At 64.8% G+C, this 16331-nt stretch carries 18 protein-coding genes; 10 read left to right on the forward strand and 8 right to left on the reverse strand.

All coding sequences use genetic code 11. The features are described from left to right. Positions 1-100: 100 nt before the first annotated feature. Positions 101-1888 (forward strand): acyl-CoA dehydrogenase, encoded by a 1788-nt coding sequence (locus JMY28_RS09130; protein WP_201695568.1) that lies wholly within the window; start codon positions 101-103, stop codon positions 1886-1888. A 78-nt stretch (positions 1889-1966) separates the two neighbouring features. Here JMY28_RS09130 and JMY28_RS09135 read toward each other — a convergent pair whose 3' ends face one another. Further along, positions 1967-3253, reverse strand: coding sequence for a D-amino acid dehydrogenase (locus JMY28_RS09135; RefSeq protein ID WP_201695569.1), 1287 nt, complete (start codon positions 3251-3253; stop codon positions 1967-1969). 177 nt (positions 3254-3430) lie between these two features. Here JMY28_RS09135 and JMY28_RS09140 point away from each other — a divergent pair, with 177 nt between their 5' ends. Both JMY28_RS09140 and JMY28_RS09145 read left to right on the forward strand, forming a co-directional pair. Beyond that, on the forward strand, positions 3431-3919 hold the full coding sequence (locus JMY28_RS09140) for an Lrp/AsnC ligand binding domain-containing protein (protein WP_042261052.1): 489 nt from the start codon (positions 3431-3433) through the stop codon (positions 3917-3919). Between the two features lie 101 nt (positions 3920-4020). Continuing rightward, complete coding sequence (locus JMY28_RS09145; RefSeq protein WP_201695570.1) at positions 4021-5178, forward strand: PA0069 family radical SAM protein; 1158 nt, start codon at positions 4021-4023, stop codon at positions 5176-5178. 24 nt (positions 5179-5202) lie between these two features. On the opposite strand, the gene JMY28_RS09150 is transcribed toward JMY28_RS09145, so the two are convergent. Together JMY28_RS09150 and JMY28_RS09155 are read right to left on the reverse strand one after the other, a co-directional pair. Then, entirely contained in the window at positions 5203-5709 is a 507-nt protein-coding gene (locus JMY28_RS09150; RefSeq protein ID WP_236596764.1) for an NINE protein, read from the reverse strand. Between the two features lie 118 nt (positions 5710-5827). After that, positions 5828-6961, reverse strand: coding sequence for a PQQ-dependent sugar dehydrogenase (locus JMY28_RS09155; protein WP_201695571.1), 1134 nt, complete (start codon positions 6959-6961; stop codon positions 5828-5830). A gap of 252 nt (positions 6962-7213) precedes the next feature. Here JMY28_RS09155 and rpsP point away from each other — a divergent pair, with 252 nt between their 5' ends. The 6 genes from rpsP to JMY28_RS09185 all read left to right on the forward strand — a co-directional run bounded on the left by rpsP (position 7214) and on the right by JMY28_RS09185 (position 11602). Further along, positions 7214-7477, forward strand: a complete 264-nt coding sequence (gene rpsP / locus JMY28_RS09160) for a 30S ribosomal protein S16 (protein WP_028206744.1) — start codon at positions 7214-7216, stop codon at positions 7475-7477. A gap of 96 nt (positions 7478-7573) precedes the next feature. Further along, complete coding sequence (rimM, locus tag JMY28_RS09165) at positions 7574-8338, forward strand: ribosome maturation factor RimM (RefSeq protein WP_201695572.1); 765 nt, start codon at positions 7574-7576, stop codon at positions 8336-8338. A gap of 53 nt (positions 8339-8391) precedes the next feature. Next, entirely contained in the window at positions 8392-9153 is a 762-nt protein-coding gene (gene trmD, locus JMY28_RS09170) for a tRNA (guanosine(37)-N1)-methyltransferase TrmD (protein ID WP_201695573.1), read from the forward strand. Between the two features lie 157 nt (positions 9154-9310). Continuing rightward, positions 9311-9706, forward strand: coding sequence for a 50S ribosomal protein L19 (gene rplS / locus JMY28_RS09175; RefSeq protein ID WP_028206741.1), 396 nt, complete (start codon positions 9311-9313; stop codon positions 9704-9706). 86 nt (positions 9707-9792) lie between these two features. After that, the gene (locus tag JMY28_RS09180) at positions 9793-10515 is read left to right on the forward strand and encodes a CoA pyrophosphatase (RefSeq protein ID WP_201695574.1); all 723 of its coding nucleotides are present in this window, start codon (positions 9793-9795) and stop codon (positions 10513-10515) included. Positions 10516-10663: 148 nt separating this feature from the next. Further along, complete coding sequence (locus tag JMY28_RS09185; protein WP_201695575.1) at positions 10664-11602, forward strand: CobD/CbiB family protein; 939 nt, start codon at positions 10664-10666, stop codon at positions 11600-11602. Positions 11603-11678: 76 nt separating this feature from the next. On the opposite strand, the gene JMY28_RS09190 is transcribed toward JMY28_RS09185, so the two are convergent. Genes JMY28_RS09190 through JMY28_RS09200 form a run of 3 tightly spaced genes read right to left on the reverse strand, consistent with a single transcriptional unit; the run spans position 11679 to position 14272 of the window. Next, on the reverse strand, positions 11679-12002 hold the full coding sequence (locus JMY28_RS09190) for a putative signal transducing protein (RefSeq protein WP_201695576.1): 324 nt from the start codon (positions 12000-12002) through the stop codon (positions 11679-11681). A 24-nt stretch (positions 12003-12026) separates the two neighbouring features. Next, positions 12027-12998, reverse strand: coding sequence for a ribosome small subunit-dependent GTPase A (gene rsgA / locus JMY28_RS09195; RefSeq protein WP_201695577.1), 972 nt, complete (start codon positions 12996-12998; stop codon positions 12027-12029). Next, on the reverse strand, positions 12995-14272 hold the full coding sequence (locus JMY28_RS09200) for a M48 family metallopeptidase (protein WP_201695578.1): 1278 nt from the start codon (positions 14270-14272) through the stop codon (positions 12995-12997). The genes rsgA and JMY28_RS09200 overlap by 4 nt, the downstream gene beginning before the upstream one ends. Before the next feature lie 112 nt (positions 14273-14384). Between JMY28_RS09200 and orn the strand changes: the two genes are divergently transcribed. Next, the gene (gene orn / locus JMY28_RS09205) at positions 14385-15014 is read left to right on the forward strand and encodes an oligoribonuclease (RefSeq protein ID WP_201695579.1); all 630 of its coding nucleotides are present in this window, start codon (positions 14385-14387) and stop codon (positions 15012-15014) included. 79 nt (positions 15015-15093) lie between these two features. On the opposite strand, the gene mog is transcribed toward orn, so the two are convergent. Both mog and yjgA read right to left on the reverse strand, forming a co-directional pair. Beyond that, positions 15094-15717: a molybdopterin adenylyltransferase gene (mog, locus tag JMY28_RS09210; protein ID WP_201695580.1), complete on the reverse strand. Its 624-nt coding sequence runs from the start codon at positions 15715-15717 to the stop codon at positions 15094-15096. After that, positions 15704-16309 (reverse strand): ribosome biogenesis factor YjgA, encoded by a 606-nt coding sequence (gene yjgA, locus JMY28_RS09215; protein ID WP_328809385.1) that lies wholly within the window; start codon positions 16307-16309, stop codon positions 15704-15706. Before yjgA ends, mog begins: the two co-directional genes overlap by 14 nt. Positions 16310-16331: the final 22 nt, after the last annotated feature.

Here is a 16331-nt window from a genome sequence, read left to right on the forward strand (position 1 = left end):
ATCATGATTGAACGCGCGGCGTGAGACGAAGAACAAAGGGGCGCCGCGGCGCCCCTTTGTCATTTGAGGAACCGCACTCTGGAAAGGGGAGGAGACTGACATGTACCAGGCGCCCACGAGTGACATGCTGTTCGTCATGAAGGAACTGGCCGGCCTCGAAGCGATCGCGAAGCTGCCGGGCGGTGAAGACGCCACGCCCGAAACCGTCGAAGCCGTGCTGCACGAAGTCGCCAGGCTATGCGGCGAAGTGCTCGAGCCGCTGAACGCCGAAGGCGACCGCAATCCGAGCCGCTGGGAAAATGGCAACGTGCACGCCACACCCGGTTTCAAAGCGGCATTCCGGCAATACGTGGAAGGCGGCTGGCAGGGTGTACAGCATCCTCAGGAATACGAAGGACAGGGCTTGCCGAAGCTCGTCGGCACGCCGTGCGTGGAAATGCTCAATGCGGCGAATCTCTCGTTCGCGCTGTGTCCGCTCCTCACCGACGGCGCCATCGAAGCGCTCCTCACCGCCGGCACCGAAGCGCAAAAGCAGCGCTTCGTGCCGAAGCTCATCTCGGGCGACTGGACCGGCACGATGAACCTCACCGAGCCGCAGGCGGGCTCGGATCTCGCGGCCGTGCGCACACGCGCCGAGCCGCAAGGCGACGGCACGTTCAAGCTGTTTGGCACGAAGATCTTCATCACGTGGGGCGAGCACGACATGGCGGAGAACATCGTCCATCTCGTGCTCGCGCGCACGCCCACGGCGCCCGAAGGCGTGAAGGGCATTTCGCTCTTCATCGTGCCGAAGTTTCTCGTCAACGAAGATGGAACCCTTGGCGCGCGCAACGACGTGCACTGCGTGTCGATAGAGCACAAGCTCGGCATCAAGGCGAGCCCGACGGCCGTGCTGCAGTTCGGCGATCATGGCGGCGCGATCGGGCAGTTAATCGGCGACGAGAATCGCGGCCTCGAATACATGTTCATCATGATGAACGCGGCGCGTTTTGCCGTGGGCATGCAGGGCGTGGCCGTTTCCGATCGCGCATACCAGAAGGCGCTCGCCTATGCGAAGGAGCGCGTGCAGAGCCGTCCGGTGGATGGCTCCGCGAAAGCCGCGGTGAGCATCATCCATCATCCCGACGTGCGCCGCATGCTTGCGACGATGCGCGCGCTCACCGAAGCCGCGCGTGCGCTCGCCTACGTGGCGGCGGCCGACAGCGACCGCGCGCATGGCGATCCCGATGAGGCGGCCCGCGTGCGGCATCAGGCGCGCTACGAATATCTCGTGCCGATCGTGAAGGGCTGGAGCACCGAACTCGCGCTGGAAGTGACGAGCCTCGGCGTGCAGGTGCATGGCGGCATGGGCTTCATCGAGGAGACGGGCGCGGCGCAGTTCTACCGCGATGCGCGCATTCTGCCGATCTACGAGGGCACGACGGCGATTCAGGCCAACGACCTGATCGGACGCAAGACGCTGCGCGACGACGGCGCGGCGGCAAAGGCGCTGCTTGCCGATGTCGCACAGACCGTCGGCGCGCTAGCCGGGCAACAAGGCGCGGCGTTCGAGTCGATGCGCAAGCATCTTGCGCTCGGTCGCGAGGCGCTGTCCTCGGCCGTGGACTTCGTGCTCGCGAAGGCCAGGAGCGATCCGAACGCGGTGTTCGCGGGCAGCGTGCCATATCTGAAACTGGCGGGAATTGTGCTGGGCGGCTGGCAGATGGCGCGCGCCATGCTCGCCTCGCAGCGTCTCATGCAGGACGATCCGAAGTTCCATGGCGCGAAGATCGCCACGGCGCAGTTCTTCGCGCAACACGTCTTGCCGCAGGCTGTGGCGCTCGAAGCGGCGATTGTGAGTGCAAACGGCAGCGAGGGCGTGCTGGCGCTGGCGGAGGATCAGTTCTGACGCCGCGCGCCAATCTAAGCGAGAAATAAAACACGGCGCCTCTAAGGCGCCGTGTTCGTTCATGCTGAAAGCGTTGCTTCAGGCATAAGCCGGGCGATGCGAGCCCTGCGTGTCGCCGAGATAACGATGGACCGAAAGATCGTCGGCGCGGATGGCGGGCTGCTTACCCGAGATCAGGTCGGCGAGCAGTTGGCCCGAGCCGCACGACATCGTCCAGCCGAGCGTGCCGTGACCCGTGTTCAGGAACAGGTTCGAGATCGGCGAGCGGCCTACGACCGGCGTGCCGTCCGGCGTCATCGGGCGCAGGCCGGTCCAGAAGGTGGCCTTCGTCGTGTCGCCGCCGCCCGGGAACAGATCGTTCACGCACATTTCGAGCGTTTCGCGGCGCGCCTGTTTGAGCGTCTTGTCGAAGCCGACGATTTCGGCCATGCCGCCCACGCGGATGCGGTCGTCAAAACGCGTGATCGCAATCTTGTAGGTTTCGTCGAGCACGGTCGAGACCGGCGCGGCGTCGGCGTTGACGATCGGCGCCGTGATCGAGTAACCCTTCAGCGGGTAGACCGGAATCTTCACGATGCCGGCGAGCATTTTCGTCGAGAAGGAGCCGAGCGCGACGACGAACGAATCCGCGCGCACCAGTTCGTTGCCGCATTGCACGCCCGCGATACGGTCGCCCTGCATGGCGAGGCCGTCGATCGGCGTGTTGTAGCGGAATTTCACGCCCAGTTGTTCGGCCATCGCGGCCAGGCGCGTGGTGAACATCTGGCAGTCACCGGTTTCGTCGCCGGGCAGACGCAGGCCGCCCGTGAGCTTGCCCGACACCGCGGCGAGCGCGGGTTCGGCGCGGCCGAGTTCGGCGGCGGTGAGCAGTTCGTACGGAACGTTCGCGTCCTTCAGCACGGCGATGTCCTTCGCCGCGCCTTCGAACTGCTGCTGCGTACGGAACACCTGGAGCGTGCCACCCGTGCGGCCTTCATACTCGATGCCCGTGTCGGCGCGCAGCGCCTGCAAGCAGTCGCGGCTGTATTCGGCGAGGCGCACCATGCGGCCCTTGTTGAGCGCGTATCGTTCTGCCGTGCAGTTCTGCAGCATCTGCCACATCCACTGCAACTGGAATTTGCTGCCGTCGAGGCGGATGGCGAGCGGCGCGTGCTTCTCGAACATCCACTTGATCGCCTTGAGCGGTACACCAGGCGCTGCCCACGGCGCTGCGTACCCCGGCGAGATCTGGCCGGCGTTCGCAAAACTCGTTTCGAGCGCGGGACCGGCCTCGCGGTCGATCACCGTCACTTCGTGGCCCGCGCGGGCGAGATACCAGGCACTGGCCACACCGACCACACCACTGCCTAACACGACGACTCGCATAGCTGCTCCATATAGATTCGTTGGGGCTACGCCGCGTTGCCGGGGCCCTGAAGGCGCTGTTGTGGCACCGATAGGGTGTAAGGCATGAAAATTCGGGTATAGCCAGTATTTGTAGCTATGCTATTGTTGTATGGCTAGATTTTGTTATCGTATTTTTCAGATTTTCGGGAATAAATCATGAGAACGCAGCGCCAACCGGTCCGCGCGCTCGACCGGCTCGATCACCGCATCCTGAAACTGCTCCAGGAAGACGGCCGCATGGCCATGAAGGACCTCGCGGAGCAGGTCGGGCTCTCGGTTACGCCGTGCATCGAGCGGGTGAAGCGCATGGAGCGCGACGGGGTCATCACGGGCTATTTCGCGCGCGTGAATCCCTCGGTGCTGGGCGCGGCGCTGCTCGTGTTCGTGGAGATCACGCTCGACCACAAGAGCGGCAACATGTTCGACCAGTTCCGCCGCGAAGTGCAGAAGATTCCCGAGGTGCTCGAATGCCACCTCGTCTCGGGCGACTTCGACTATCTCATCAAGGCGCGCATTGGCGAGATGGCCGACTATCGCAAGCTGCTTGGCGACATCCTCTTGCAACTGCCCGGCGCGGTTCAGTCGAAAAGCTACGTGGTGATGGAAGAGATCAAGGAAACACTGACCATCGCCGTGGGGGAATGAGGGGCTGAAAGCGCCCCGTTTTTAGGACTCGACAAAGCCGTCAAGTACTGTATATTTGTACAGTACCTGGCGGCTTTTTTCATGTCCTGTTCGCTCTAACCGTGACCCACTCTCATCACCCCGATCCCGATACCTGGTATCCCGTTGCGCCGCCTACGGCGCGCAAGGGGCGCGGTGCGGTTACGAATCTGCAAGGGCGCTACGAAGTGGACCAGCGCGAAGCGTTCGACGATGGTTGGCAACAGACGGGCGAAGGCGAGGGGGGCCAAGCGGACCAAGCCGACCAAAGCGGCGAGCCCAGGCTGCGCACCGAAGTCTTCGAAGAGCGTGCGAAAAGCATCCTCACGCGCAACCAGTCGCCAGACATTCCGTTCAACGTCTCGCTCAATCCTTATCGCGGTTGCGAGCACGGCTGTATCTATTGCTTCGCGCGGCCCACGCACAGCTATCTCGGTCTCTCACCGGGGCTCGATTTCGAAAGCCGCATCTACGCGAAGGTGAATGCCGCGGAGCTGCTCGCGCGGGAGATCGCGAAGCCGTCGTACGAGCCCGAGCCGATCGCGCTGGGCGTGAACACCGACGCCTGGCAACCGGTGGAGCGCGACATGCGCATCACGCGGCGAGTGGTCGAGGTGCTGGCCGAACGGCAGCATCCGTTCGCGGCGATCACGAAGTCCTCGCTGATCGAGCGCGATCTCGACCTGCTCGCGCCGATGGCCGCGCGCAAGCAGTTCATGGCGGCCATTACGATTACGACGCTCGACGCCGATATCGCCCGCTCGCTCGAACCGCGTGCGGCGACGCCTGCGCGGCGCCTGCGCACCATTCGCACGCTAGCCGAAGCCGGCGTGCCGGTGGGCGTGAGCATCGCCCCTGTCATTCCGTTCGTGACCGAGCCCGACATGGAGCGCGTGCTCGAAGCCTGCGCCGAGGCCGGGGCAACGAGTGCGAGCTATATCGTGCTGCGCCTGCCATGGGAGGTCGCGCCGCTCTTCCAGGATTGGCTGGCGGCGCACTTCCCGCAGCGCGCCGAACGCGTGATGAGCCGCGTGCGCGACATGCGCGGCGGCAAAGACTACGAGTCGGCGTTTTCGCAGCGCATGAAGGGCACGGGGCTTTGGGCCGACCTGCTCAAGCAGCGCTTTCACAATGCCGTGCGGCGCCTCGGGCTGAACGAGCGGCGCCACGGCATCCTGGACATGTCGGCGTTCGTGCAGTCGAAGACCGTGCGTGAGAAGCCGCAACTCGACTTGTTTTGAGGGGGGGCGAGGCGTTACTGCGAGTTACTGCGAAAGCGCCTTTGCGGCCTCGACCTGCGACTCGAAATACGTCTGGAATGAGAGCGCGAGTCCCGTCATCAGCAGGAACGCGCCAATCAGCAGCGAAAAGATCACGACGAAGATCACCGTCCAGCCCGAACGACTCGTGCGGCCTTTCTCCGCGAACGCGGCGTTGAACTGCGCGTCCCATTTGGCGTCGGGGCGCAGCCCATAGACGATCGCCGCCAGAAACGCCGAGATGACCGACACCGCGCCGATCACGGCGAGCACCCAGCCGGGAATCGAAGCGCGTTCGGTCGCGACGAGCAGCATCACGCCCGGGATGCCGATAAGCGTGCCGAGCAGATGCGCCCAGCCCCACACGTCGCGCGGGCCGTACAGATAGAAGCGATGCGCGCCGAGGCTGCCAAACAGGAACGCGAGGGCGGCGGTGAGCGTCTTGGAGCGAAAGCGTGCGGAGTTATTTTCGTTGGGCATGGGCTGGGCGAAACGTGGACGTTTGACCGTCATGGGCGCGTCACGTCATCGCACATGGGCCGCCGGGCATTGTATGCCGCACGCCCGGCTTGCAGCACAAGCGCACGCTTATGCCCGGCAGCACGTCAGCAGCCTTAACGTGGTGCTCGCCTCACGGCTTGGTGTAAGTCACGCGATAGATCGCGCCCGCGTAGTCATCGCTGATAAGGAGCGAGCCGTCGGGCAGTGGCAGCACGTCGGCGGGGCGGCCCCATTGGGTCTCGTCGGAATTTAGCCAGCCCTGCGCGAACACTTCCTGGCGTGCGTTCGTGCCGTCGGGGTTAGCGCTCACGCGCACGACGCGATAGCCGACCTTCTTGCTGCGGTTCCATGAGCCGTGCTCGGCGATGAAAATGCTGTTCTTGTAGTCGGCCGGGAACATTGAGCCGGTGTAGAAGCGCATGCCGAGCGACGCCACGTGAGCGCCGAGTTTCGCGACCGGGGGCGTGAAGCCGCTGCACGGATGCCCGGCGCCGAACTCGGGGTCGGCGACATTGCCGCCATGGCAATAGGGAAAGCCGAAGTCCTCGCCCACGTGCGCGAGGCGGTTGAGCTTGTCGTCGGGGATGTCGTCGCCGAGCATGTCGCGGCCGTTGTCGGTGAACCAGAGTTCGTGCGTCTGCGGATGCCAGGCGAAGCCGACCGTGTTGCGCACGCCGCGCGCGATGGTCTCGTAGTGCGAGCCGTCGGGGTCCATGCGGCCGATCATCGCGAAATGCACGCGCTGCGGGTCGCTTGCCGGCAGACAGACGTTACACGGCGCGCCTTGCGGCACGTAGAGCTTGCCATCGGGGCCGAAGGCGATGAACTTCCAGCCGTGGTGGCGCTCGGTGGGCAGCGAATCCGTGACGACTACGGCCTTGGGCGGATCGACGAGATGACGGTCGATGTCGTCTAGCCGCACGATCGACGAAACCGCCGAGACGTACAATGCGCCGTTGCGCCAGGCCACGCCCACCGGCATCGTCAGCCCGGAGGCCACGATGTGGTGCTTTTCCGCCTTGCCGTCCTTGAGTTCTAGCGCGTAGACGTCGCCGCCCATACTGCCTACATATAGGGTGCCGCTTTCCGAGAGCGTCATTTCGCGTGCGCCGGGAACGTCGGCGGAGAGCACCTCGATGTGGAAGCCCGGTGGCAGCTTGATGCGCTCGATGGGAAGCGCCCCGTGAGCGAGCGGCGCCGCGAGCAGGGCGGCGGTAAAGGCGATCCACGCCCCCGCGAAGCGTCCGGCTGACGCTCGAGACATCGGAAAAGGGGCGCTGTCGCCCACGCGGCCGTCGCAAGCGCGACGCAGCCATTGCACGAGTCGTCTGAAAGTCGCCACAATTCGCTCCAAGGCCCGTCCACCGTGGGCACGAGCCGCAGTTTGACCGCTGCGTCCTGTCGCTTTCTCAGCGCCAGCGCGCAATTTCCCGTTAAGTGTTTGTTATACCTTCTGTTTCGGGCTATAATCGCATGTTTCAGTAGTCCCGAACCCCCGGTTTTCAAGGATTTTCGTATGGTCATCATCCGTCTGGCACGCGGCGGCTCGAAGAAGCGCCCGTTCTACAACATCGTCGCAACCGACTCGCGCAACCGTCGCGACGGCCGTTTTATCGAACGCGTGGGCTTCTACAACCCGGTCGCCACCAAGGGTGAAACGCTGCGTATCGCTCAAGATCGCGTGACGTACTGGAAGGAAAACGGCGCGCAAATGTCGCCGGCTGTCGAGCGCCTCGTGAAGGAAGCGCAAAAGACCGCCGCCGCTGCGCCGGCTGCTTAAGCTTTTAAGCGTCTTTCAGTCTGTTGTCTGTGTTTTACCCGCGTACGCGCTGCATGAGCTGCGTGTGCGATATCAAGCTGGTCGCAAGGGGTGCTGATGTCCGCGCATGACGCTAAATCTGCCGTAGAGGCGAACGACGCGTCGGAAAACGGGGCGCCCGCAGTTGCAACAAGCGCTGCGACCGGCGGCGCTGGCAAGGCTGCGGCCCGCGGCACGCCTTCGTTTGGTGCGTTCGTGCGCAAGCCTGCGCGCGAGAGTGCCGCGAAAGCTACGCCCGCAACCGAGGGCCTGCACGCCGAAACCGAAGCGAGCTGGCCTGCCGACGCCGTTGAAGTCGGCGCCGTGATCGACGCCTATGGCCTCAAAGGCTGGCTGAAAATCGCGCCGCACGCGCAGGACGGCCGCGCGCTGCTTTCCGCTAAACGCTGGTGGCTTCTCAAGGGCCGTGAGGGTCAGGGGCACCGCGAGCGTCATTCCGCGGTAAGCGTGAGCGCCAAGGTTCATGGTGACAGCGTCGTTGGCCAGCTTTCGGGCCTGGCCGACCGCGATGCCGCGCTGCTGTTGCGCGGTGCGCGCGTGTACGTGAGTCGGGCCGAATTCCCGGCGCCCGCAGCCGATGAATATTACTGGATCGACCTGATCGGCCTCGACGTCGCCAATGAGGCGGGTGTCGAGCTCGGCAAGGTCGCCGACCTGATCGACAATGGCGCGCAATCGGTGTTGCGTCTGACGTACCCGGCCACGGACAAGGATGGCAAGCCGGTCACCGGCGAGCGCCTGATCCCGTTTGTGGGCGTGTTCGTGAAAACGGTAGACCTGGCGGCGAAGCGTATCGTCGTCGACTGGGAAGCCGATTACTAGGCAACACGGTAGTCCCGCGCGCCTTGATTCAATTTCGCTGAACGGAGAGAGTGATGCAGTTCGATGTCGTCACGCTCTTTCCCGAGATGTTCCGCGCGCTGACCGACTGGGGTATCACCAGCCGGGCGGCGAAGCAGCAGCGTTACACGTTGCGCACGTGGAATCCGCGTGATTTCACGACCGACAACTATCGCACGATCGATGACCGCCCCTACGGCGGTGGCCCCGGCATGGTCATGCTGGCCAAGCCGCTCGAAGCGGCGATCGGCGCGGCGAAGGCTGCGCAGGCGCAAGCAGGCGTAAGCGCCCCGCGTGTGCTGCTGATGTCGCCGCAAGGCAAGCCGCTCACGCACGAACGTGTCATGCAGTTCGCGCAGGAGCCGGGTCTCGTGATGTTGTGCGGCCGCTATGAAGCGATCGACCAGCGTCTCGTCGACCGCTGCGTGGACGAAGAAGTGAGCCTCGGCGACTTCGTGCTCTCGGGGGGCGAATTGCCCGCGATGGCCTTGATGGACGCCGTGGTGCGCAACCTGCCTGGCGTGCTGGGCGATGCTCTTTCGGCGGTGCAGGACAGCTTCGTCGACGGTTTGCTCGACTGTCCGCACTACACGCGCCCGGAGGAATACGACGGCGAGCGCGTGCCTGATGTGCTGCTTGGCGGTCATCACGCGGAAATCGAGTTGTGGCGCCGCCGCGAGGCACTGCGCAACACGTGGAACAAGCGGCCCGATCTGATCGAGCGGGCCAGAAAGAACAAGATGTTGAGCCGTGCCGACGAGGCGTGGCTCGCTAGTCTCGCGAAGGGTTCGAACTAAGCGTAAGGCTTCGGGCGTGCTCGACAAGGGGCGCAAAAGGCGGTGCCGCTTCATGCGTGAACGGCGCCAGTTGTGAACCCATCCTCTATCGGGGCCGTAGTTGCAGGTCATCCTGCACAGGTACGAACGCCGACAAGATGGCATACGGAGTCAATCCATGAATCTGATTGAAAAACTCGAGCAGGAAGAAATCCAGCGCGTGCTGGGCGAGAAGACCATCCCCGAATTCGCCCCCGGCGACACGGTGATCGTCAACGTGAACGTGGTTGAAGGTAACCGCAAGCGCGTTCAGGCATACGAAGGCGTCGTGATCGCGAAGCGTAACCGCGGCCTGAACTCGTCGTTCATCGTGCGCAAGATCTCGTCGGGTGAAGGCGTCGAGCGTACGTTCCAGACGTACTCGCCGCTGCTGGCCAGCATCGTGGTGAAGCGTCGCGGCGACGTGCGTCGCGCGAAGCTGTACTACCTGCGCAACCTGTCGGGCAAGAAGGCACGTATCAAGGAAAAGCTGGTGTCGAAAGACCGCGCAGCTGCTCCGGCCGACCAGGCGTAAAAGCTGTAAGAAAGAAGCACCCTCCGGGGTGCTTTTTTCTTTTTGGCCGCAAAATAATCTCGTGTACGTGTAATCCGAGACGCCCGTTGATCCGCCCAGTATTTGAACCCGAAAGCCTGCCGATCGAATCGACAGGCGCGAACCTTCCGCAGGTCGCTGCCGAACGCCTGACCGCCGCCGGCTTACGTGCGCGCTTCGAGCAGCACCTGCCGTGGGACCCCGAGCCGCAGGAAGCCCGTCTCGCCGAGATGCGCGATCCGCGCGAAGCCGCTGTGCTCATCCCCATCGCCATGCGCCCGGGTGGCCTGACCGTGCTGCTCACGCAGCGCGCTGACAACCTCAGCAATCACGCGGGCCAGGTGAGCTTTCCCGGCGGCAGCCGCGAGCCTTCCGACCCCACGCCCATCGCGGCCGCGCTGCGCGAGGCGCACGAGGAAGTGAACCTCGACCCCGCGCGTGTCGAGGTGCTCGGCGCATTGCCCGATTACCTCACTGGCACCGGCTTCAAGGTCACGCCCGTGGTCGGTCTCGTGCACGAGCCGTTCAGCCTTGCCGCTGATTCGCTCGAAGTGGCGAGTATCTTCGAGGTGCCGCTCAGCTTTCTCATGAACCCGGTGCATCACCAGGTGCGCGTGTTCCGTTGGGAGGGTGGCGAGCGGCGCTTTTATGCGATGCCGTATCCGGACCGCCATTCGCCAGACCGTAATGCGCCAGAACCCGCTGCCGCTTCCGGCGTAGGTTCCTCGCACTTTATCTGGGGGGCGACCGCGGGGATGCTGCGCAACTTCTACCGTTTCCTGCTCGCGTAACATGTCTGGCGGCGCGCGCAAGCGCCGCCGCGCACTGTTGCGAGATTGCCGCCCGATTGGCCGGCGATGGTCAGGCACATCTGGCCCTGTGATATCGTTGCAACACTTTCTAAAACCCTTTCGCAACTCGATCTGCACGGCGCGTCGCATGACCTTCTTTTCCGTATTGCTGGCCCTCGTCATCGAACAGGTGCGGGCGCTGTCGCCCAATAATCCGGTCATGGCGCTCGTGCGCCTCAATGCGGAATGGGCCGCTCACGGCTTCGACGCCGGCAAGCAGAAGCACGGCCTCCTCGCGTGGCTCGTGGTCGTGCTGCCGTGGACGCTCGCCACGGCGCTCGTCTACTACGTCCTGTACCACATCAGCTTCGTACTGGCGTTCCTGTGGAACGTGGTGGTCGTATACTTCACGCTCGGTTTTCGCCAGTTCAGCCACTATTTCACCGACATCCATCTCGCGCTGAACAACGACGACGTGCCGCGCGCGCGCGAAATTCTCCACGAATGGACCGGCATCGACGCCGTGGACATGCCCGTGAGCGAGATCGTGCGCCACACGCTCATTCATGCGGTGATCGCCTCGCATCGGCATGTGTTCGGCGTGTTCTTCTGGTTTCTCGTGCCCATCGGGCCCGCGGGCGCCGTGCTGTACCGCATTGCCGAATACCTGGCGCGCGAGTGGGCGCGTCCGGCCGAGGACCGCACCGAGGCGTTCTCGAACTTCGCGCAGCATGTGTTCTTCGTGATCGACTGGGTGCCGGCGCGGCTGACATCGCTGGGCTTTGCGATCGTGGGCAACTTCGAGGACGCGATCTACGCCTGGCGCAACCATACGAACCAGTGGCCCGATACCAACGAAGGCGTGCTGCTCGCGACCGGCAGCGGCGCGCTCGGCGCTCGCCTTTCGGGGCCGCTCGCAGAGCAGTCCAGCGTCGAGGTGCTCGCGCAGCCGGGCGAGGGCGGTCCGTACACGGTTGGCGACGACTGCACGCCGCGCACGCTGCAATCGGCGGTGGGCCTCGTGTGGCGCGCCGTGATCCTGTGGATGATCCTGCTCCTCATGCTGACTATCGCCGTCTGGCTCTGAGCGCTGGATCGCCAAGCCGCAAACATGCAAATGGGCCGCTAAAAGCGGCCCATTTGCATTTGGGGCAGTCCTTGCGTCACTCGTCGCGCACGTCGCGATCGCGTCCGCAATTCCAGCAAACGGTGAATTGCGCCTCGAGTACCTCGCCGCAGCGCGCGCAGCGCCACGTCGGCGAGCCTGGCGGCGGGCCGTTCACCGCCTCGTCGATCAAACGCCGGGCGAGCTTCTCGTCGCGTTCGTCCACGAGCCACAGTTCAGGCGCGCACTGCTCTGCTGGGATCTCGCCCATCGCGCCGCTCAGGTAGCGGTTGTGCAGCTCGCACGGGACGCCCGCCGTCGCGAGGATGTTCATCCAGTGCTGGGCAATCAGCAGATTCGGCGCGCGCAAGAGCTTGAGCATGAGGTGCAGGGGCCAAGCGCCGCGTTAGCGCACGACCTGGCTGATCTCGTGCATGAGCTGCGCGTAGAGCGCCTGGCGCTCCGGCGCGATGCGGCCGTCGTCCACGGCTTCCAGAATCGCGCAGCCCGGCTCGTGCAAGTGATGGCAGTTGTAGAAGCGGCAGTGCGCGAGCAGGGGCCGGAACTCGGGGAAGGCGCGCTCCAGCATGCCTTCGGTGAGATGGTAGAGGCCGAATTCCTGGAAGCCCGGCGAGTCGATCAGCGCGCCGCCGCTTTTCGATCCACCGCTTTTCGATCCATCATCAGGCAGCATGTAGAGCCGCGTGAACGTCGTGGTGTGGCGACCGCTGTTGAGCGCCGTCGAGATCTCGCGCGTGGCGGCTTCGGCATCGGGAATCAGCAGGTTCACGAGCGTCGACTTGCCCATGCCCGACTGGCCGAGCAGGATCGTCTGATGGCCGTGCAGGTGCTCGGCGAGCGTCGCGCGCGCCTCGTCGGGACGGCCCTTCACCGAAAGCTCCAGCACCGTATAGCCCAGCGCGCGATACCGTTCGAGCCGCTGGCGCGCGAGCGGCAGCGCGGCCTCCACGTCGATCTTGTTGAGGACGATGAGCGGCTTGAGGTCGTTGGCCTCGGCGGCCACGAGCGCGCGCCCGAGCAGGTCCTCGCTGAAGTGCGGCTCGGTGGCGAGCACGATCAGCAACTGGTCGAGGTTCGCCGCGAAGAGCTTCGACTTGAACTGGTCGGAACGGTAGAGCAGGTTGCGCCGCTCGCCGATCGCGACGATCACGCCCTGATCGGCGGAAGTCGATTGATATTCGACGCGGTCACCTACCGCCACCTCGCTCTTCTTGCCGCGCGGGAAGCATTGCAGGTGCGCGCCGCCGCCGTCGGGCGCGACGAGATAGTGGCGCCCGTGGGCGGCGATCACCACGCCGTGCAGCGTGGCGCCAGCGGCTTTCGTACTGCCGGTGGCTTTCGTTGCGCGCCGGTTCATGCGTGCGCGAGCAGTCGGTCGATCCGCTGCGAAGCCGGCGGATGCGAGTAGTAGAACGCGGTATAGAGCGGGTCGGGCGTGAGCGTCGAGGCGTTGTCCTCGTAGAGCTTCACGAGCGCGTTGACGAGATGCTGCGCGTCGGTTTGCGTGGCGGCGAAGGCGTCGGCCTCGAACTCGTGTTTGCGCGACGAGAGGCTGCCAAGCGGCGTGACGAAGAACAGGAACACAGGCACGGCGAGGAAGAACAGCACGAGCGCGAGCCCCTCGTTGCCGCCGAGGAGCGACGGCCGCACACCCAGGCCCTCGTAGAACCACACGCGCTGCGAGAGCCAGCCGAGCAGGGCGAGCAGCGCGAGGCTGATCGCGAACGTGACGATCATGCGCTTGATTACATGCCGGCGCTTGAAGTGTCCGAGTTCGTGCGCAAGCACGGCTTCGATCTCGCTGCCGGAGAGGCGCGCGAGCAGCGTGTCGAAGAACACGATGCGCTTGGCTGCGCCAAAGCCCGTGAAATAGGCGTTGCCGTGCGCGGAGCGGCGGCTGCCGTCCATCACGAAGAGGCCTTTGGCTGCGAAGCCGCAGCGCTGCATGAGCGCCTCGATGCGCGAGCGCAGTGCTTCATCGCGCAGCGGTTCGAACTTGTTGAAAAGCGGCGCGATGAACGTGGGGTAGAGCACCAGCACGAGCATCTGGAAGGCCACCCAAACGGCCCACGTCCAGAGCCACCAGAGGCTGCCCGCCTGCTTCATGAGCCAGAGCACGACGAACAGAAGCGGAATGCCGAACGCGGCGCCAATCAGCAGCCCCTTGATGCGGTCCATGATGAAAATGCGCTTCGTCATGCGGTTAAAGCCGAAGCGCTCCTCGACCACGAACTGGCGGTAGTAGTCGAGCGGCAGTTCGATCACGCCGGAAATGGCGAGCACGGCCCCGACGAGCGCGATCTGGCCAACATAGTCGCGCCCGATCGCGTCCGAGATGCCGAGGTCCAGCGCCTGCACGCCACCGAGCAGCGTGAGCGCGATCAGCACCACGGCGCCGAGCACGATCTCGATCATGCCGAGGCGCGTGCGCGCGACCGTGTAGTCGGCGGCGCGCTGGTGCGCGGCGAGTGGGATGGTCGCGGTGAACTGCGCGGGCACCGCGCCGCGGTGGGCGGCCACGAAGCGGATCTGGCGCGACGCGAGCCAGAGTTTGGTCGCGACCATGGCGAGCACGCCCACGACGAAGAGCACGCTGAAGTACAGCGCAGGGGAGGGGGACAGATTAGGCATCCAGGAAGTCCGTGGTATCTATGCGACAATTATATGTTCTCGCCGGCCGGGCATCGCATCCTGTCGATGCCGCGCACGCGCCGCGCCTCCAACGCTCTCCGGGTTGCCTTTCATGACTGACATTACCGCTGCCGGTGCGCCGCTCATCGAGCGCACCGACATGAATCTGATCTGGCTCGATATGGAAATGACGGGGCTCGATCCCGACAACGACCGCATCATCGAGATCGCCGTGGTGGTGACGAACTCGACGCTCGACAAACTCGTGGAAGGCCCGGTGCTGGCCATCCACCAGCCGGAGTCGGTGCTCGACCGCATGGATGAATGGAACCGCAACACGCACGGCCGCTCGGGCCTCACCGAGCGCGTGCGCGCCTCGACCGTTACGGAAGAAACCGCGACCGAGCAGATCATGGCATTCCTTTCGCAATACGTGCCGCCAGGCAAGTCGCCGATGTGCGGCAACTCGATCTGTCAGGACCGCCGCTTCATGGCGCGCTGGATGCCCACGCTCGAGCGCTTTTTCCACTACCGCAACCTCGACGTGAGTACGCTCAAGGAACTGTGCCGCCGCTGGCAGCCGACCATCTACAAGGGCTTCCAGAAGCGCGCGATGCACACGGCGCTCGCCGACATCCACGAGTCGATCGACGAGCTCAAGTACTACCGCGAGCACTTCCTCGTTGCGGCGCCGGGCATCGTGCCCGATGTGGCGTCGGGCGAGGCCGGTCCGGCGCTTTGATCCGATCGCGCAAGCAGCGCCGCGGCGGCGGCATCGCGCCGTCGTCGCTGCGTTGTGCACTATCGTAGAAGTTTGGGTATTACGCGCGCGGCGCACGCTGCGCGTTCTTGGGCCGGAACGCCGCTACGACGTTCGGATCGGTTTCGATATACGGGCCGCCGATCAGGTCGATGCAATACGGCACCGCAGCAAAAATGCCCGGCACCTTCACGGCGCCCTGATCGTCGCGCAGACCTTCCAGCGTTTCCTTGATCGACTTCGGCTGGCCCGGCAGGTTGATGATGAGCGCCGCGTGGTCGTCGTTTTCGCGGATCACGGCGACCTGGCGCGACAGAATGGCCGTCGGCACGAAATTCAGGCTGATCTGGCGCATCTGCTCGCCAAAGCCCGGCATTTCCTTAGTCGCCACTGCAAGCGTCGCCTCGGGCGTCACGTCGCGCCGCGCGGGGCCGGTACCGCCCGTGGTCAGCACGAGGTCGCAGCCCAGACCGTCCACGAGCGCCGTGAGCGTGGCGGAGATCGTCGCCGCGTCGTCGTGGATCAGGCGCGTTTCAGCGCGCCACGGCGTTTTCAGCACGCTGCCGAGCCATTCCATCAGCGACGGAATGCCCTTGTCCTCGTAGATGCCGCTCGTCGCGCGGTCGCTGACCGACACGAGGCCGATCACGAGTTCGTCCGGGTGGCTGCGCTCAGGCTTCGTCATCTTCGCGGCCCTCGTCGGCGCGCTCGTCGTCGGCTTCCACGGCGCCTTGCGTGCTCGCGTCCTTGATCCACTGGAACAGTTCGCGGAAGGACTTCGGCGGCCGGCTTTGCTCCTGCTCGCGGCGCGCGTTGCGGATCAGCGTGCGGCCTTCCTGCGGGTCGGCGGCGGGGTACTGGCGGATGAATTCGGTGAGCGCGGCGTCGTCCGCGAGCAGCTTGTCGCGCGTGCGCTCGATCCAGTGCAGGCGCGCCGTGGCGGCCCTGTTCACACCACGGTGCTCTTCGAACTTCGTGCGCAGCGCGGCGACTTCGGCCTCGGTGAGGCCGCGCATCATGCGGCCCACGTACTGGAGCTGGCGGCGCTTGCCTTCGTGGTCGGTGATGCGGCGGCACTCGTGGACGGCGTCCGCGAGGTCTTCGGTCATCGGCATGCGCTTGAGCGCGTCCTTGGGCAGGTCCACGAGGGCCTGGCCCAGTTCCTGGAGCGCTTCCATGTCGCGCTTGAGCTGCGATTTGCTCGGGCGATCGTAGCCGTTGTCGTCCTGGTCGGCGACAGCGTCGTTCATCGGTTGAATGCGGGTTTTGCGTTTCATGGGGCGTATTGTAGCGTGCGCG

This window comes from Paraburkholderia hiiakae, assembly GCF_904848665.1.
GTDB classification, from domain to species: Bacteria; Pseudomonadota; Gammaproteobacteria; order Burkholderiales; family Burkholderiaceae; genus Paraburkholderia; species Paraburkholderia hiiakae.

What these genes read in the sequence shown, in the direction of transcription:
- orn (WP_201695579.1), top strand. Translation starts at nt 14,385, where the DNA reads ATGACTGACATTACCGCTGCCGGTGCGCCGCTCATCGAGCGCACCGAC.
- mog (WP_201695580.1), bottom strand. Translation starts at nt 15,717, where the DNA reads ATGACGAAGCCTGAGCGCAGCCACCCGGACGAACTCGTGATCGGCCTC.
- JMY28_RS09200 (WP_201695578.1), bottom strand. Translation starts at nt 14,272, where the DNA reads ATGCCTAATCTGTCCCCCTCCCCTGCGCTGTACTTCAGCGTGCTCTTC.
- rplS (WP_028206741.1), top strand. Translation starts at nt 9,311, where the DNA reads ATGAATCTGATTGAAAAACTCGAGCAGGAAGAAATCCAGCGCGTGCTG.
- yjgA (WP_328809385.1), bottom strand. Translation starts at nt 16,309, where the DNA reads ATGAAACGCAAAACCCGCATTCAACCGATGAACGACGCTGTCGCCGAC.
- rpsP (WP_028206744.1), top strand. Translation starts at nt 7,214, where the DNA reads ATGGTCATCATCCGTCTGGCACGCGGCGGCTCGAAGAAGCGCCCGTTC.
- JMY28_RS09130 (WP_201695568.1), top strand. Translation starts at nt 101, where the DNA reads ATGTACCAGGCGCCCACGAGTGACATGCTGTTCGTCATGAAGGAACTG.
- JMY28_RS09155 (WP_201695571.1), bottom strand. Translation starts at nt 6,961, where the DNA reads ATGTCTCGAGCGTCAGCCGGACGCTTCGCGGGGGCGTGGATCGCCTTT.
- rimM (WP_201695572.1), top strand. Translation starts at nt 7,574, where the DNA reads ATGTCCGCGCATGACGCTAAATCTGCCGTAGAGGCGAACGACGCGTCG.
- JMY28_RS09140 (WP_042261052.1), top strand. Translation starts at nt 3,431, where the DNA reads ATGAGAACGCAGCGCCAACCGGTCCGCGCGCTCGACCGGCTCGATCAC.
- JMY28_RS09190 (WP_201695576.1), bottom strand. Translation starts at nt 12,002, where the DNA reads ATGCTCAAGCTCTTGCGCGCGCCGAATCTGCTGATTGCCCAGCACTGG.
- JMY28_RS09185 (WP_201695575.1), top strand. Translation starts at nt 10,664, where the DNA reads ATGACCTTCTTTTCCGTATTGCTGGCCCTCGTCATCGAACAGGTGCGG.
- trmD (WP_201695573.1), top strand. Translation starts at nt 8,392, where the DNA reads ATGCAGTTCGATGTCGTCACGCTCTTTCCCGAGATGTTCCGCGCGCTG.
- JMY28_RS09135 (WP_201695569.1), bottom strand. Translation starts at nt 3,253, where the DNA reads ATGCGAGTCGTCGTGTTAGGCAGTGGTGTGGTCGGTGTGGCCAGTGCC.
- JMY28_RS09150 (WP_236596764.1), bottom strand. Translation starts at nt 5,709, where the DNA reads ATGACGGTCAAACGTCCACGTTTCGCCCAGCCCATGCCCAACGAAAAT.
- rsgA (WP_201695577.1), bottom strand. Translation starts at nt 12,998, where the DNA reads ATGAACCGGCGCGCAACGAAAGCCACCGGCAGTACGAAAGCCGCTGGC.